Raw genomic sequence first — 14892 nt, 5'->3', positions numbered from 1 at the left:
CCAGCAAATTACCGCAGCTCCACCCGAACGACCCGCCACCGCGGGTCTTTTTCGTGGTCCCGCCGAACCGGCCCGGTCCGCCGGGATGGCCAGCGGGACGATCAGGCGGGGAAAATCCCGGTGTCCCCGCCGTCGCCGGTACCGATCAGGTCGACCGACGGGGCGGCCGGGTCGGGTCGCTGCTTCAGCAGATCGTTGGGCCCCTTGCGCAGGATATTGTAGGCGAGATTCGTCAGCCGCCGCCCCGGGTTGCGCCTGACCCGGGAGAAGATCGCCGGCCAGCTGTAGGCCTCTTTCCGCGCCTCGAGCCAGCCGCGGTAGAGACGTTCGGGGGTCATCAGCCGCGGCCGGAAGACCACCTCGGCATGGTTGTAACGGTTCCAGTCCTTGTGCAGCAGCCGCCCCTCCTCGTCGAACTGGCGAAACAGGGCGGTGCCGGGATAGGGGGTGAGAATGTGGAAGGTCGGGACGCTCGGAGCACACTCTTCGAGGAAGCGGACGGTGGTCTCGAAGATGCTCTCGTCGTGGTCGTCGAAGCCGAAGATGATCGAGGTTTCGAGGATGATCCCGGCATCCCGGACCCGCTTCATCAACTCGGCCTGGGAATAGCGGGAACCGGCCTTGGCAAGCCGGGAATTGGCCCCGGTGACCGATTCGATGCCGACGAAAAGGCCGATGCAGCCGGAACGGGCCACCAGGCGGAGCAGCTCCGGGTCCTCGGCAAAGCGGAGACTCGTCTGCGAGCCCCAGCGGATCCCCAGGTCCGCCATCCCTTCGAGGATCGGCCGCGCCTTGGCCGGGTCGCCGAGCAGGTTGTCGTCGAGAAAGACCACCAGCTTGCGCGGCAGGGCGCGAATCTCGTCCAGGATGTCCTGCGGGTCGCGATAACGGAAGGTCCGGCCGAAATAAGGGGTAACGGTGCAGAAGGGGCAGTCGTAGGGGCAGCCCCGGCTGGCCTGGATCGTCTGGGTGGTCAGGTAGCGCTTGCCGGCGAGGATCTCCCGGCGCGGCCAGGGGACGCTGAGCTGACTGTCGGTCGGCGGCTCCGAGCGGTAGAGCGAGCCGAGCCGTCCCGCCGACAGATCGGCGAGAAGCTGGGGCCAGACCGGCTCCGCCTCGCCGACGACCACCGCGTCGGCATGGCCGAGCGCTTCCTCCGGCAGCACCGTCGGATGAATCCCGCCGAGGACCACCGGCACGCCGCGGGCCCGGAACCGGTCGGCGATCTCGTAGGCCCGGACCGCCTGGTGGGTCATGGCGGTGATGCCGACCAGGTCGAACTCGCCGGTGAACGGGACCCGGTCATGGACCTCGTCGGCCAGCACCACTTCCCACTGCGGCGGGGTCGCCGCCGCCACCATCTGCAGCGAATGGGTCGGCAGCTGGAAATATTTCGCCCAGCCAAGCCGGTGGGTGGCCGGGTAGATCAGCAGCAGCCGGGGAGCCCGTCCGCCCCTCCTCACGCGACCCCCCTGCCGGCGGCCGGCGCCCCTGCCGGCAGTTCGGCGCCGACCAGCGGCGCCGTCGTCCGGGGCCGGGTCGCTTCGTACTCCGCCAGGTAGGCCGCCGGCTTCATCATCCGCTGGGTCCGCCAGAGGACCCGGGCGATGTAGGGAACCTGGGCCGGCCGCACCTGGCGCATCCAGTCGGCCAGCCCCTTTTCGCCCGAGGTGTTGAGAATCGAGCGGCGCCAGGTTTCGGCATAGAGTTCGAAGAACCGCCGGGCGCCGAGTCGCGGCTCCCAGAGCAAGTGGTGCATGTCGAAGTTGGACCACGGCTGGGCGGCAATCCGCGACGCCACCTCCCGGAAATAGTCGGTTCCCGGCAGCGGCGTCAGGATGGTAAAACCGGCCCGCTGCAGGCCGTGGCGGGCGACGAACTCCCACAGGTCGTGGAAGTCCCCCTCGTTCCAGTCGGGATCGATCAGAAAGTTGCCGTTGATCCCGTAGCGCAGCTCCCGGGCGAGCCGCACCGCTTCGACGCTTGCCGCCACGCCGCTGTCCTTGGCCAGCCCCGCCAGTCCCCGGTCGGTGGCCGCTTCGAGGCCGAGAAAGATATCGAAGTCTTTGGCCAGCGGCCGCCAGGCCGCCATCAGCTCACCGCTCCGGCAGATCAGGTCGGTGCGGGTCTGCACCAGGAGCCAGCGTTTGAAGACCCCTCGCTTTTTCAGCGCCGCCGCCAGTTCGAGACTCCGCTCCGGGTTGTGCCAGAAGAGATCGTCGGCGACGAACACCGCATCCCCCGCCGTAGCGAAGTCCTCGACTACCGCGGCGATGCTCCGTTCGCGGCAGGAGCGGCCGTAGAGCTGCCAGACCGAACAGAAGGAGCAGCGGTGCGGACAGCCGCGGGCCGTTTCGACAAGCCAGACCGGTTTGAAGAGGAGGCAGTGGTAGCCGTGGCGGTGCCGCGCCACCAGGTCGCGGGCCGGTAGCGGCACCAGGTCGAGACAGCCCTGCCGGGACGGCTCGGGGGTGCTGAACCAGCCATCGCCGGTCCGCAGGCGGAGCCCCGGCACCTCGTCGAGTCGCTCCCCCCGGTCCAGCGCCGCTGCCACCGCCGGCACCAGCTCTTCGCCGTCGTCGAGACAGATGGCATCGACCGCGTCGCACTCCAGCGGGGCGGGAAACGCCGCCGCCGCATGGCCGCCGACCAGAATGAAGGTCTCGGGGCTGGCCCGCCGAACTTCGCGGGCGGTTTCGACCACCCGCTCGTATTCCAGGGCATGGAGGCAGGAGATTCCGACCAGCCGCGGCCGGCTTCGGCGCACCCAGGCAGCGGCAGCGGGGCGGAAGCGGAGGTCGGCGGCGGTTACCGTGTGGCCGGCAGCCCGCAGCGCCGCGCCGATATATTCGAGCCCGAGCGGTTCGACCCGAAAGAACGGCCCGAGACCGAACCGGTCATTACCGGGATGGGGGCGAAGCAGCAGTACGTTCATGGTTACCTCGACAGCAGAGTTCCTCCCATTCTTCCCGAAAAAGCGCGCCGCGGTCAAGGAGATACCGCCGTGCCCGGCAAAAACAGTTTTTTCTCGAACGCCGCCAAAGGGCGAGCCGGCTCACAACAGGCGGCCGCCGGAATTCCCGCGCCGGCCGTCTGTTTCTGTCGTTGACTCAGGCAGACTGCTGTTCTATAGTTGGCAGAAATTCATCAAAGCGGCATTCTCCGGCGCATCGCCCCTCGGGAATGCCCGAGGTAACAGATGCTGCTGGATACGGCCGAGGCGGCCCAGCTCCTTGATGTCGACGAAAAGACCATGCTCCGCTGGATCAGGAAGGACGGGCTCCCCGCGACCTTCGTCAACGAGGTCTACCGGATCAACCGGGCGGATCTCCTCGAATGGGCGACCGACCGGGGAATCAAGGTCAAGCCGGAGATCTACGCTGCGGCCGACGAAGAGAGCACGAGCCTGCCGACGCTGCTGCAGGCCCTGGAGGCGGGCGGCATCCACTGCAATGTCCCGGGCACGGACAAGCTCGGCGTGCTGAAAAACGTCGTCGGCCTGCTCCGCCTCCCCCCCCAGGTCGATCCCGAGTTCGTCCTCCAGGTCCTCTTGGCGCGGGAAGCCCTCGGCACCACCGCCATCGGCGACGGGATCGCCATTCCCCACGTCCGGAACCCGATCCTCCTTCACGTCTCCTCGCCGGCGGTAACGCTCTGCTTCCTGGAGACGCCGATCGATTTCAACGCCCTGGACGGCAAGCCGGTCCGGATTCTTTTCACCCTCACCAGCCCGTCGGCCAAGGTTCACCTGCACCTGCTGTCGAAGCTGGCCTACGCCCTGCGCGACCCCCGGCTCCGGCAACTGCTGCAGGACCGTTGCGACCCGGCGGCGATCAAGGCCGCTATTGCGGAAATAGAAAACGAACTCGGGAGGTGACCTATGAATGGTGCGGGAGAGCTGCTCGGCCCCGGCCCGCTCCTGGTCAGCGCCTCGCTGCTTGCCGCCGTCTCCGGTTTGCCGCTGTTCCTCGGGCTGGCCCCGCCCCGCGCCGGCCAGCGGCTGGCCACCCTGATGATGCTGCTCGCCGCCCTGACCGGCATCGGCGGCGCGGCCCAGGCGATCGGCACCGGCCGCAGTGCTGCCTTCACCCTCTCCTGGGGGCTTCCGTTCGGCGCCGCCGAATTCGCCGTCGACCCCCTCACCGCTTTCTTCGCCCTCCCCGTCCTGTTCATCGCCGCCTGCTGTTCTCTCTACGCCCTCGACTACTGGAGCGCCGCCGACCATCCGCGCACCGTTCGCCGGCTGACCCTTTTCTTCGGCCTGGCGGTCGCCGCGATGCTGTGGGTGGTCATGGCCCGCAACGGTGTGCTCTTTCTGATCGCCTGGGAAATCATGGCGCTGACCATCTATTTCGCCCTGACCGCCGAAGATGCCAAGCCGGCGGTCCGCGAGGCGGGGACCCTCTACCTGATCACCACCCACATCGGCACCCTGGCGCTCTTCGCTCTCTTTGCCCTGCTCGCCGGTACCCACGGGTCATTCCTCTTCCCGGCGCCGGCTTCGCTCCGCCTCGCCGGCGCGCCGGCAGCGGCCCTCTTTCTCGCCGCCCTCGTCGGCTTCGGCATCAAGTCCGGCCTGATGCCGCTCCACGTCTGGCTCCCCTCGGCCCACGCCAACGCCCCGAGCCACGTCTCGGCGATCATGTCGGGGGTACTGCTGAAAATCGGCATCTACGGCATCGTCCGGGTCCTCTCCTTTTTCGCCGTGATTCCTCTCTGGTGGGGGATACTGCTCTTGGTGACCGGGATGATCTCCGGGGTGGCCGGCGTCGCCTTCGCCATCGGTCAGCACGACCTGAAACGGCTCCTCGCCTACCACAGTATCGAAAATATCGGCATTATCGCCATCGGTCTCGGCGTCGCCACCATCGGCCTGGCCGCCGGTTCGCCGACGGTGGCCGTGCTCGGCATCGCCGGAGCGCTGCTCCACGTCCTCAACCACGCGACCTTCAAATCGCTTCTCTTTCTCGGCGCCGGTTCGGTGATCCACGCCACCGGCAGCCGGGAGATCGATCTGCTGGGGGGGCTGCTCAAACGGATGCCGGCCACCGCCGGGCTGTTCTTCGTCGGGGCCGTCGCTATCTGCGGCCTGCCGCCGTTGAACGGCTTCATCAGCGAACTGCTCATCTACCTGGGGATATTTCGGGAGGTCAGCGGGGGGAGCGGCGCCGCGGCCGCCTTTACCGCCCTGGCGGCACCGGCACTGGCACTGGTGGGCGGCTTGGCGGTGGCCTGTTTCGTCAAGGTCTGCGGGGTGGTCTTTCTTGGCGTCGCCCGCTCGCCGCGGGCGGAGCAGGCCCATGAGGCCGGCTGGCCGATGCTGGCCCCGATGGGGCTGCTGGCGCTGGTTTGTGCGGTGATCGGCGTCGCGCCGGTGGTAGTGGCGCCGCTGCTGGCGAACGTGCTCGGGAGCTGGCGGCCGGAGGTTGCCGGACCGGCGGCCGAGCTCGGCGGCCATGCCCCGCTGATGGCGCTGACCGTCGCGGCACTCGCCCTGCTGATCCTGGTGGCCCTGCTGCTCCTCTTCTTTGCCCGGAAAACCAGGGGCAGCCGGCCGGCAACGTCGGTCACCTGGGGGTGCGGCTATCTCCGCCCCACGCCGCGGATGCAGTACAGCGCTTCATCGTTCGCCGAGATGCTGGTCGGCCTGTTCAGCGGCCTCCTCCGCCCCCACGGCAAAACGCCGGTCATCAACGGCCTGGCGCCGGCACCGGCCCGCTTCGCCAGCCACGTCCCGGAAACGGTGCTTGAACTGCTCTACCTTCCCCTGTTTGCCAAGGCGAACGAAAAGCTTGCGCCGATCCGCAAATTACAGCACGGCCAGCTGCACCTCTACATCCTCTATACCTTCATTACCCTGGTGACGTTGCTGATTATCGGCATGCTCTAGCCGAACCGGCCAGACCGATGGGAAAGGCGGCCGGGGGCCGCCTCAGAGGGCGAGTTGGAGGCGAAGCGCCTTTTCGACCGCCTCCATCAGCGTTTTGGGGAGAAAGCCGATTCGCTCGCCGACCACCTTGGTCTTGTCGATGGTGATGATGATGTGCGAGCTGATCCGGGCATCCCGGACCAGGCCGGTTTTCGCCGCCGGCAGGAACGTTTCGAACTCGTAGATCTTCTCCCGCGGCGAGAAGGAGAGCGGGACGATGGTGACCACCGGCGAGTATTCGTTGCTGATGTTGTTGCTCACCACCAGGCAGGGGCAGGTTTCCTGAACCCCCTCGCCCTCGTGAGCCAGGTTGACCGAATAGATCCCCCCCCGCTTAAACATCGCGCTTCTCCGTGACCGCGTTCTCGATCTTCTTCAACACTTCAACCGTCTCGTCGGCGGTCGACTGGTACCCTTCGATGAGCCCCCGGTAGGCCTTCTTCTTCAAGTCGGCCAGCTTCTCCTGGGCCGCCTCTTCCAGGAACTGGCTCAGCCCCCGAGGACCGTACAACGCCTTGATGTCGTCGACGATGTGAGTGGGGAGGGTGATGTTGAGGCGAGTGTTCGGCATGGCATGCTCCTCTGCGTCATATTTAACCATTGACGTGTAAAAAATAATAACATATAGTTTTTTAAAACGTTAGCATTTTTATCACACTATACCGCGTCTTCTCGTTAATAGGACCGAACACCACATAACGATGCATGAACTGGCATGGGGTGATTTCCGGAGTTCATCATGGAATCCGCCTTAGAGGGGGTTACCGATTCCGCCTCACTGGTCCTGATCGCCATCTCCCTGATGGCGATTTCGGGCATCCCGGGACTCCTGCTCCGCAGGGTCGGCGGCGGGCAGCGGCTCGCCGCGCTGCTGACGGTAGTTTCCGCCCTGCTCGGTCTTCCCGCTTCCCTGAGTCTGCTGCTGGCCGGCCGGACCGTCACCTTCGGCGTCGACTGGGGACTGCCGTTCGGCCCCTGCGAACTGGCCATCGACCCCCTGAGCGCCTTCTTCCTTATCCCCGTCTTTCTCGTCGCCGCCTGCGGCGCCGTCTACGCCCTCGGCTACTGGCCGGCGGCAACCAACCCCGCGACCGAACCGCCCCTGACGTTCTTTTACGGCCTGCTGGCCGCCGCCATGGCTTTCCTGCTGGTGGCCCGCAACGGCGTCCTCTTCCTGATCGCCTGGGAAGTAATGGCCATGGCCGCTTACTTCCTGCTGGCCGTCGAACACCGGCGGGCCGAGGTCCGGGAGGCCGGGATGGTCTACCTGATCGCTACCCACGTTGGCACCACCGCCCTCCTGCTCCTCTTTTCCGTGCTGCGCGCCACGACCGGATCGTTCCTCTTCCCGGCGCCCCACACCCTGAACGCCGCGCTCGTGCCGGCCGCGGTCATCTTCCTGGCGGCACTGGTCGGCTTCGGCGCCAAGGCGGGGCTGATGCCGCTCCACATCTGGCTCCCCGGTGCCCACGCCAACGCCCCGAGCCACGTCTCGGCCCTGATGTCCGGGGTGATGCTGAAGATGGGGATTTACGGCATCCTTCGCACCGTATCGTTTTTCGCCCTCCCCCTCCGCTGGTGGGGAGTGCTACTGCTCACCCTCGGCGCCGCCTCGGCGCTGCTCGGCATTGTCCTGGCCGCCGCCCAACGGGACCTGAAACGGCTCCTTGCCTGCAGCAGCATCGAAAATATCGGCATCGTCGGCATCGGCATCGGCACCGCCCTCTATGGCCAGGCGACGGGCAACGGCCCGCTGTTCGGCTGCGGCATGGCCGGCGCGCTCATCCATATCTTCAACCACAGCCTGTTCAAGCCGCTTCTCTTCTTCGGCTCCGGGAGCATGATCCACGCCACCGACAGCCGGCAGCTCGACCGGATGGGGGGACTGGCTCGGCATCTTCCCTGGACCGCGGCGCTGGTGCTGACCGGCGCCGTCGCCATCTGCGGCCTGCCGCCGCTGAACGGCTTCGTCGGCGAATTCGTCCTCTATCTCGGCTTTTTCAACGAGGCGCTCAGCGCGCCGATGCCGTTTATCGCCCTGCTCGCCCCCGTTCTGGCACTGGTCGGCGGAATTGCGGTCATCGCCTTCGTCAAGCTGTACGGCACCGCCTTCCTCGGCGCCCCCCGGAGCGCCGCGGTAGCGGCCGGCCACGAGGCGGCCTGGCCGATGCTCCTGCCGATGGGACTTTTGGCGGCCCTCTGCCTCGCGGGCGGACTGTTCCCGACGGCGCTTCTCGACCTGGTCCGGATGCCGGCCCAGGCATACGGCGCGCCACTGCCCCGGCTCAGCGGCACGGCGGAGCTCGGCGAAGCGCTCAGCTGGCTGGCCGGCGGCAGCGCCGCCCTGCTGCTCCTGCTCGGCCTGCTGGCCCTGGCCTTCCGCTGGCGACTGCGCGCCCAGCCCCGGGCAACGGCCGCCACCTGGGGCTGCGGCTATCTCCGGCCGACACCGCGCATCCAGTACACCGGCGTCTCGTTTACCGAACTGCTGGTCAACCTGTTCGCCGGCGTAGTCCGCCCGAAACGGGAGTGGCCGACCATCGCCGGCCTGGCGCCCCGACAGGGACGCTTCAGTTACGCACCGACCGAAACCGTCCTGGAGCGGCTGCTGGTCCCGTCATTCAAGGCGGCCGGCGCTTCGTTCGCCGTACTTCGCCGGCTGCAGCACGGCCGGTTGCATCTGTACATGCTCTACATTTTCGCCACGGTCTTCCTGCTGATGATCTGGGCCCATTGAGAACGCCGACGATGCCGCAAGGGTAGCTACGCCATGACCGATACGATAATTCACCTGTTGTTGCTCGTCCTGCTCCCCCCGCTGCTGCTCGGGGTGATCGGCAAGACCAAGGCGGCCTTTGCCGGCCGGGTCGGCGCCCCGTTTCTCCAGCCGTACTACGACATTATCCGCCTGCTCCGCAAGGGGATGGTCTTCAGCGATACCACCACCTGGGTGTTCCGCGCCGGGCCGCTCGTCACCCTTGCCGCCACCGCCCTTGCCGCGCTCCTGGTCCCCCTCGGCAACCACCCGGCGGCGGTCTCCTTCAACGGCGACATGGTACTGTTCGCCTACCTGTTCGGGCTCGCCCGCTTCTTCACCACCGTCGCCGCACTCGACACCGGCTCCAGCTTCGAAGGGATGGGGGCGGCCCGCGAGGTGACCTTTTCCTGCCTGGCGGAACCGACGCTGTTCTTCGTCCTGATCACCCTCGCCCGGATGAGCGGCACCCTGTCGCTTTCGCCGATGCTGACCCATGCCTCGGTGGCCACCTGGCTGAGCAGCGGCTCGTCGATGCTCCTCATGCTCGGAGCGCTGTTCGTCGTCCTGCTCGCCGAAAACTGCCGGATTCCCTTCGACGACCCGAACACCCACCTGGAGCTGACCATGATCCACGAGGTGATGGTGCTTGACCACAGCGGCCCGGCCTTCGGCACCATCCTCTACGGCGCGGCGCTCAAGCTCTTCGTCCTCGGGGCGTTCTTCGTCGATGTGGCACTGCCGGTCAAGACCGGCTCGTCCCTCGGCGATTGGGGCGTCTTCCTGGCCGCCATCCTGGCCCTGGCGGTCGCTATCGGGGTGATCGAATCGGTGATGGCCCGGCTGCGGCTGGTCCGCATCCCCCAACTGCTGGTGGCGGCGACCATCCTCTCCGCCTTTTCCATGCTGCTGGTACTGAGGTAATACGCGTGGGTTCCTTTGCCGATCAACTTTTGGTGCTGGTCTTGCTCATCAACTTCGTCATCCTCGGCTCGAGCCGACTCGCCTTCTCGATCCGGGCCGTCGCCGTCCAGGGGGTGATCCTCGGCATTCTCCCCGGGATCATCCACCCGTTCTCCTGGCACCTGGTGGCGATCATCGTCGGGATCATCCTGGCCAAGGGGATCGTCATCCCCGGCCTGATCACCAATGCGGTGCAGAAGGTCCAGATCAAGCGCGAGGTCGAGCCGTTCATCGGCTACGTGCCGACCCTGATCCTCGGGGCGATCTTCACCGCCCTCGCCTTCGTCTTCGCCGCCCGGCTCCCCCTGGCGCCGGAACACAAGGGGCTGCTGATCGTCCCCGCCGCCATCGCCACCCTGATGACCGGCTTCCTGGTCCTCACCACCCGCAAGAAAGCGATCTCCCAGGTAATCGGCTACCTGATCCTGGAAAACGGCATCTTCATCTTCGGCCTGCTGCTCACCGAAGCGATGCCGGTCATGGTCGAGGCCGGCGCGCTGCTCGACCTCCTGGTCGGCATCTTCGTCATGGGGATCGTCATCAACCACATCAGCCGCGAGTTCTCGTCCATCGACACTTCGCGGCTGAGCGCCCTGAAGGAGGAGTGACCGGATGCTCTACGCACTCGTCCTGCTGCCGCTGTTCGGCGCCCTGGTCGCCTGGGTCGTCCCCAGCAGCAGGTTCCGCCCGCTGGTCCTGCCAGCCACTGCCCTGCCGCACCTGGTACTGACCGCCTGCGTGCTGATCGAGACCCCGCCTCCTTCTCCCGGCGGCTGGTTCTACCTCGACCCGCTCGGGAAAATCGTCCTGGTGAGCATTGCCCTGCTCTTCTCCGTCTGCGCCGTCTACGCCGTCGGCTACCTCGGCTACCGCCGCGAACGACCGAACCGGGTCCTCTGCATGGGACTTCTGGCTCTCCTCTCGGCAATGACCCTGGTGACGATCTGCCAGCACCTGGGGATGCTCTGGGTTGCGGTGGAAACCACCACCGTCACCATGGCGCCGCTGATCTATTTCAACCGCAACGCCCGCTCCATCGAGGCGACCTGGAAATACCTGCTGATCTGTTCGGTCGGCATCGCCCTCGCCCTGCTCGGGCTGATGTTCCTCGCCTATTCGACCCTCCTGGCCAACCGGGAGGCCACCCTGCTGCTCGGCCCGCTGCTCGCCGTCGCCCGGGAGCTGAATCCCGGCTGGCTCCACGCCGCCTTCATCTTCCTTCTGGTCGGCTTCGGCTCGAAGATGGGGCTCGCCCCGCTCCACGCCTGGAAACCGGACTCCTACGGCGAGGCGCCGGGGCTGGTCGGCGCGCTGCTGGCGGGGGGCTTGGTCAACTGCGCTTTCCTGGCGCTGCTCAGGGTCTACCAGATCGCCCTCGCCTCGGGGGGCGAAAGCGCCTTCTTCCAGAGCGCGCTGATCGCCATGGGGCTGATCTCGATGGCCTTCGCCGCCGTCTTCATGGCCCGCCAGGCCGACTTCAAGCGGATGCTCGCCTACTCCAGCGTCGAGCACGTCGGGATCATGGCCGTTGCCCTTGGCCTCGGCAAGGGAGCGCTGTTCGGCGCCCTGTTCCATGTCATAAACAACGGCCTGACCAAGGGGGTGCTCTTCCTCTCCTCCGGCAACATCCACCGCTCCTACGACAGTAAGAGCACGGTGGTGGTCCGCGGGGCGCTCGCCCGACTCCCCTGGTCGGGAGGGCTGTTCCTCGCCGGCTTCATCGCCATTACCGGTTCGCCGCCGTTTTCCCCCTTCGTCAGCGAGTTTTCCATCGTCAGCAGCGCCTTCGTCGAGGGCCGGCACGTCATCGGCGGCCTGTTCCTGCTCTTTTTGGCCATCGTCTTCATCGGCATGGCCTCCACGGTGCTGCCTCTGGTCATGGGAGGGGTGCCGGCCGGCATCGCCCGGACCGCCTACCGGGATCGCTTCCTCACCGTAGCCCCGCCGCTGCTTTTGCTCGGCATCATCCTCTGCCTCGGCATCTGGATCCCCGAACCGCTCCTGCGCCTGCTCCGCGACGGCGTCGCTCTTCTGGAGGTGCGGCCGTGACGAGTCCGTTCCTCACCTGCCACAACGGGATGGCGCTGCCGTTCGCCGAGGTCCCCCACTTCGCCGGCGACCGCTTTTTCCAGGAGATCATCGACGCCACCGGCCACGGCTGGCAGGTTGCCTCCTACTTCGGCATCCCCGAGCCGGACGGGGCGATTCTCTGCTGCGTGCTCACCTACAAGGCCGATGGCTTGATCGGCCTGCTCCGGACCACCGTCGGCGAGTCGTTCCCCTCGCTCGCCGAGCGCTCTCCCCAGGTGAGCCTCTTCGAGCGAGAGATCGCCGAGCAGTGCGGCATCATCCCCGCCGGCCACCCCTGGCTGAAGCCGGTCCGCTTCCACCACTCGTTCCGCCCAGGTCACGACGCCTGGGGCCGGGCACCGGCAGAACCGATCCTCCCCGGCGTGATGGAGTTCTACCGGGTCGAGGGGGAAGAGGTCCACGAAGTGGCAGTCGGCCCGGTCCACGCCGGGATCATCGAACCGGGGCACTTCCGCTTCCAGTGCCACGGCGAGCAGGTGATGCACCTGGAGATCTCCCTCGGCTACCAGCACCGGGGAATCGAGCAGGCGCTCGCCGGCGGTCCCCACCCCCGCACCCCCTACCAGATGGAGACGGTGGCCGGAGATACCACCATCGGCCACATGCAGGCCTACTGCATGGTCGTCGAAGCGCTCTCCCGGAGCCGGGTGCCGGCCCGGGCGGAGGTGATCCGCGGCATCGCCCTGGAGTTGGAGCGACTGGCCAACCATACCGGCGACCTCGGCGCCATCGCCGGCGACGTCGGCTACCTCCCAACCTCCTCCTTCTGCGGCCGGATCAGGGGCGACTTCCTCAACATGAGCGCCGTCCTGTGCGGCAGCCGCTTTGGCCGGGGGCTGCTCCGTCCCGGCGGCGTCGTCTTCGACATCGAACCGGCGGCCCGGGACGACCTGCGAGCCCGGCTCGACGCCGCCCACGCCGACCTGGCCAATGCCGTAAAACTCCTCTGGGACACCCCGTCGGTGATGAGCCGGCTGGAAAATACCGGCACGGTGCCGCTGGAAACGGCGGAGAAACTAGGGCTGGTCGGCCCGGCAGCCCGCGCCTCCGGGCTCAAGCGGGACGTCCGCTTCGACCACCCGTTCGGCATCTACCGGATGGCCCAGATCCCGGTGGTCACCGCCCACCACGGTGACGTCTGCGCCCGGACCGTGGTCCGCTGGCTGGAGGCGGAAAAATCCCTCGACTTCATCGGCGACCAGCTCGGCCAGCTGCCGGTCGGCTCGTGCCGCAACCAAACCGGGACGCCGGACGCCGAGCGGATCGCCGTAGCGCTGACCGAAGGGTGGCGTGGCGAAATCTGCCACGTGGCAATCACCGACGAAGCCGGCCGTTTCCGCCGTTACAAGGTGACCGACCCCTCGTTCCACAACTGGCAGGGACTCGCCCTGGCCCTGCGCGGCCAGCAGATTTCCGATTTCCCGCTCTGCAACAAGAGCTTCAATCTATCTTATTGCGGTTTTGACCTGTAGGAAGGAGTACCGACCGGTGGCACGACGAAAGAAAGAATCGACAACCAATCCGGAGGGAGGTGCCGAACACCTCGGCAAACCGAATGTCCCGCGCACCGACAAATCGTTCTACATGATCCAGGCCGTATCGAATGCCCTGACCCTCCTGGAACTGTTCGACGACAAGGTTGCCGAACTCGGCATCAGGGAGATGCGCGACCGGCTCGAACTGACCACCCAGGCAACCGAGCGGCTGGTGGCGACCCTCGAACGGCGCGGCTACCTGGAGCTCAACCGGCTGACCGGCTGCTACCGCCTCGGGCTCAAGACCTACGAGATCAGCCGGACCTTCCTTGCCCAGGCGGAACTGTTCCGCCACGCCCAGACGGTACTGAGGAACTTGGTGAACGTCTGCAACGAAACCGCCTACATTGCCACCATGCACGATTATCTCAGCACTTACCTGGAAGCGGTCGAAACGACCATGACCGTCCGGGTGGCATCGCGGATCGGCTCCCGGCTCCCCGCCTACTGCACCGCCGCCGGCAAAGTGCTGCTCGCCGCCCTGCCGCCGGAACGGCTGGCCGAGTATCTGGAACGGGTCGAGCTTCGCCCCTACACCGACCGGACAATCACCGACCGGGAGGCCCTCGCCCGCCACCTGGCGGCGATCGCCGAACAGGGATACGCCGTCGGCAACGAAGAGCTGGAACGAGGAATCCGGGGAGTGGCAGCGCCGGTCCGGAATCATACCGGCCGGATCGTCGCCGCGGTGATCATTTCCGGACCGGCAATGCGCCTGACCGACGAGCGGCTCGCCGCCGAACTGATCCCCCAGGTCCGCCAGGCCGCCGACGAAATTTCACTCAAGCTCGGCTACCTTGCCGGCGGCCGGCGGGAGGCTCCCGCCCCTTCCACGGAGCACGGCCAATGATCCGTGCGATCCTGGCCCGGCTGAAACAGGGGCACCGGACGACCCGCTATCCGCGGGAACCGGTGACGCTTCCCCCCCGGTTCCGCGGCTTCCCGGAATTCCTGACGGAGCGGTGTCCGGCCGACTGCCGCCGCTGCGCCGACGCCTGCCCCTACGGCGCCATCTCCTGCGCCGACGACCTCTCCCTCGACCTGGGGAAATGCCTCTTCTGCCCGGAATGCGCCACCGCCTGCCCCCACGAGGCGATCAGCTTCACCACCGATCCCCGGCTGGCGGCCAACCGCCGCGAGGAGTTGCTCGTCCGCCCGGGCGCCGAACGAATCCTGGCCTGCGCCCTGGAGGAACGGACCCGGGCGCTGTTCGGCCGCTCGCTGAAGTTCCGCGAAGTAAGCGCTGCCGGCTGCAACGCCTGCGAAGCGGACACCAACGTCCTGTCGACCATCGGCTGGGACCTGGGACGCTTCGGCATCCAGTTCGTCGCCTCGCCCCGCCATGCCGACGGCCTCTGGGTCACCGGCCCGGTCAGCGAAAACATGCGCGAAGCGCTGCTGATGACCTACGAGGCGATCCCGGCGCCGAAGATCGTCGTCGCCTGCGGCGCCTGCGCCATCAACGGCGGGCCTTACCTCGACTCCCCGGCAGCGCACAACGGCATCGGCGACCTCGTCCCGGTCGACCTCTACATCCCCGGCTGCCCTCCCCACCCGGTTACCATTCTCGACGGCCTGCTCCGGCTGTTGGGCAAGATTTGATCATTGTTACGGAGGGC

Annotated in this window: 13 protein-coding genes; 9 read left to right on the top strand and 4 right to left on the bottom strand. The window is 67.0% G+C overall.

What is annotated here, in order from left to right; genetic code table 11:
• Positions 1–101 precede the first annotated feature (101 nt).
• Positions 102–1463, bottom strand: coding sequence for a B12-binding domain-containing radical SAM protein (locus QMN23_RS04175; protein WP_282002030.1), 1362 nt, complete (start codon positions 1461–1463; stop codon positions 102–104).
• Positions 1460–2935: a B12-binding domain-containing radical SAM protein gene (locus QMN23_RS04170; RefSeq protein ID WP_282002027.1), complete on the bottom strand. Its 1476-nt coding sequence runs from the start codon at positions 2933–2935 to the stop codon at positions 1460–1462. Before QMN23_RS04170 ends, QMN23_RS04175 begins: the two co-directional genes overlap by 4 nt.
• 264 nt (positions 2936–3199) lie before the next feature.
• On the opposite strand from QMN23_RS04170, the gene QMN23_RS04165 reads away from it, so the two are divergent.
• Positions 3200–3877 carry a PTS sugar transporter subunit IIA gene (locus tag QMN23_RS04165; protein ID WP_282002025.1) on the top strand — a complete coding sequence of 226 codons (678 nt, stop codon included), beginning with the start codon at positions 3200–3202 and terminating at the stop codon, positions 3875–3877.
• 3 nt (positions 3878–3880) lie between these two features.
• Positions 3881–5890 carry a proton-conducting transporter membrane subunit gene (locus QMN23_RS04160; RefSeq protein ID WP_282002022.1) on the top strand — a complete coding sequence of 670 codons (2010 nt, stop codon included), beginning with the start codon at positions 3881–3883 and terminating at the stop codon, positions 5888–5890.
• Between the two features lie 42 nt (positions 5891–5932).
• Here the strand turns inward: QMN23_RS04160 and QMN23_RS04155 are convergent, their stop codons facing one another.
• Both QMN23_RS04155 and QMN23_RS04150 read right to left on the bottom strand, forming a co-directional pair.
• Entirely contained in the window at positions 5933–6271 is a 339-nt protein-coding gene (locus tag QMN23_RS04155; RefSeq protein ID WP_282002020.1) for a type II toxin-antitoxin system PemK/MazF family toxin, read from the bottom strand.
• A complete protein-coding gene (locus QMN23_RS04150; protein ID WP_282002018.1) occupies positions 6264–6500 on the bottom strand; it encodes an antitoxin in 237 nt (78 codons plus the stop codon). The genes QMN23_RS04155 and QMN23_RS04150 overlap by 8 nt, the downstream gene beginning before the upstream one ends.
• Positions 6501–6668: 168 nt before the next feature.
• Between QMN23_RS04150 and QMN23_RS04145 the strand changes: the two genes are divergently transcribed.
• From QMN23_RS04145 to QMN23_RS04115, 7 genes are read left to right on the top strand one after another with little or no spacing between them, the layout of a single operon-like run.
• Entirely contained in the window at positions 6669–8666 is a 1998-nt protein-coding gene (locus tag QMN23_RS04145) for a proton-conducting transporter membrane subunit (RefSeq protein WP_282002017.1), read from the top strand.
• Positions 8667–8699: 33 nt separating this feature from the next.
• Complete coding sequence (locus tag QMN23_RS04140; RefSeq protein ID WP_282002015.1) at positions 8700–9608, top strand: respiratory chain complex I subunit 1 family protein; 909 nt, start codon at positions 8700–8702, stop codon at positions 9606–9608.
• Between the two features lie 5 nt (positions 9609–9613).
• A complete protein-coding gene (locus QMN23_RS04135; protein ID WP_282002014.1) occupies positions 9614–10255 on the top strand; it encodes a hydrogenase in 642 nt (213 codons plus the stop codon).
• 4 nt (positions 10256–10259) lie between these two features.
• Positions 10260–11696 (top strand): proton-conducting transporter membrane subunit, encoded by a 1437-nt coding sequence (locus tag QMN23_RS04130; protein ID WP_282002011.1) that lies wholly within the window; start codon positions 10260–10262, stop codon positions 11694–11696.
• Positions 11693–13210 (top strand): hydrogenase, encoded by a 1518-nt coding sequence (locus tag QMN23_RS04125; RefSeq protein WP_282002009.1) that lies wholly within the window; start codon positions 11693–11695, stop codon positions 13208–13210. The genes QMN23_RS04130 and QMN23_RS04125 overlap by 4 nt, the downstream gene beginning before the upstream one ends.
• 16 nt (positions 13211–13226) lie before the next feature.
• A complete protein-coding gene (locus QMN23_RS04120) occupies positions 13227–14123 on the top strand; it encodes an IclR family transcriptional regulator (RefSeq protein ID WP_432613096.1) in 897 nt (298 codons plus the stop codon).
• Positions 14120–14875: a hydrogenase gene (locus tag QMN23_RS04115; protein ID WP_282002006.1), complete on the top strand. Its 756-nt coding sequence runs from the start codon at positions 14120–14122 to the stop codon at positions 14873–14875. The genes QMN23_RS04120 and QMN23_RS04115 overlap by 4 nt, the downstream gene beginning before the upstream one ends.
• Positions 14876–14892: the final 17 nt, after the last annotated feature.

This window comes from Geotalea uraniireducens, from assembly GCF_027943965.1.
GTDB lineage: Bacteria > Desulfobacterota > Desulfuromonadia > Geobacterales > Geobacteraceae > Geobacter > Geobacter uraniireducens.
This window is presented reverse-complemented; position numbering and strand designations above follow the sequence as displayed.

Bases quoted from the DNA above. Each gene is read 5' to 3' on its own strand.
- QMN23_RS04170 (WP_282002027.1), bottom strand. From the start codon at position 2,935: ATGAACGTACTGCTGCTTCGCCCCCATCCCGGTAATGACCGGTTCGGT.
- QMN23_RS04165 (WP_282002025.1), top strand. From the start codon at position 3,200: ATGCTGCTGGATACGGCCGAGGCGGCCCAGCTCCTTGATGTCGACGAA.
- QMN23_RS04160 (WP_282002022.1), top strand. From the start codon at position 3,881: ATGAATGGTGCGGGAGAGCTGCTCGGCCCCGGCCCGCTCCTGGTCAGC.
- QMN23_RS04155 (WP_282002020.1), bottom strand. From the start codon at position 6,271: ATGTTTAAGCGGGGGGGGATCTATTCGGTCAACCTGGCTCACGAGGGC.
- QMN23_RS04150 (WP_282002018.1), bottom strand. From the start codon at position 6,500: ATGCCGAACACTCGCCTCAACATCACCCTCCCCACTCACATCGTCGAC.
- QMN23_RS04145 (WP_282002017.1), top strand. From the start codon at position 6,669: ATGGAATCCGCCTTAGAGGGGGTTACCGATTCCGCCTCACTGGTCCTG.
- QMN23_RS04140 (WP_282002015.1), top strand. From the start codon at position 8,700: ATGACCGATACGATAATTCACCTGTTGTTGCTCGTCCTGCTCCCCCCG.
- QMN23_RS04130 (WP_282002011.1), top strand. From the start codon at position 10,260: ATGCTCTACGCACTCGTCCTGCTGCCGCTGTTCGGCGCCCTGGTCGCC.
- QMN23_RS04115 (WP_282002006.1), top strand. From the start codon at position 14,120: ATGATCCGTGCGATCCTGGCCCGGCTGAAACAGGGGCACCGGACGACC.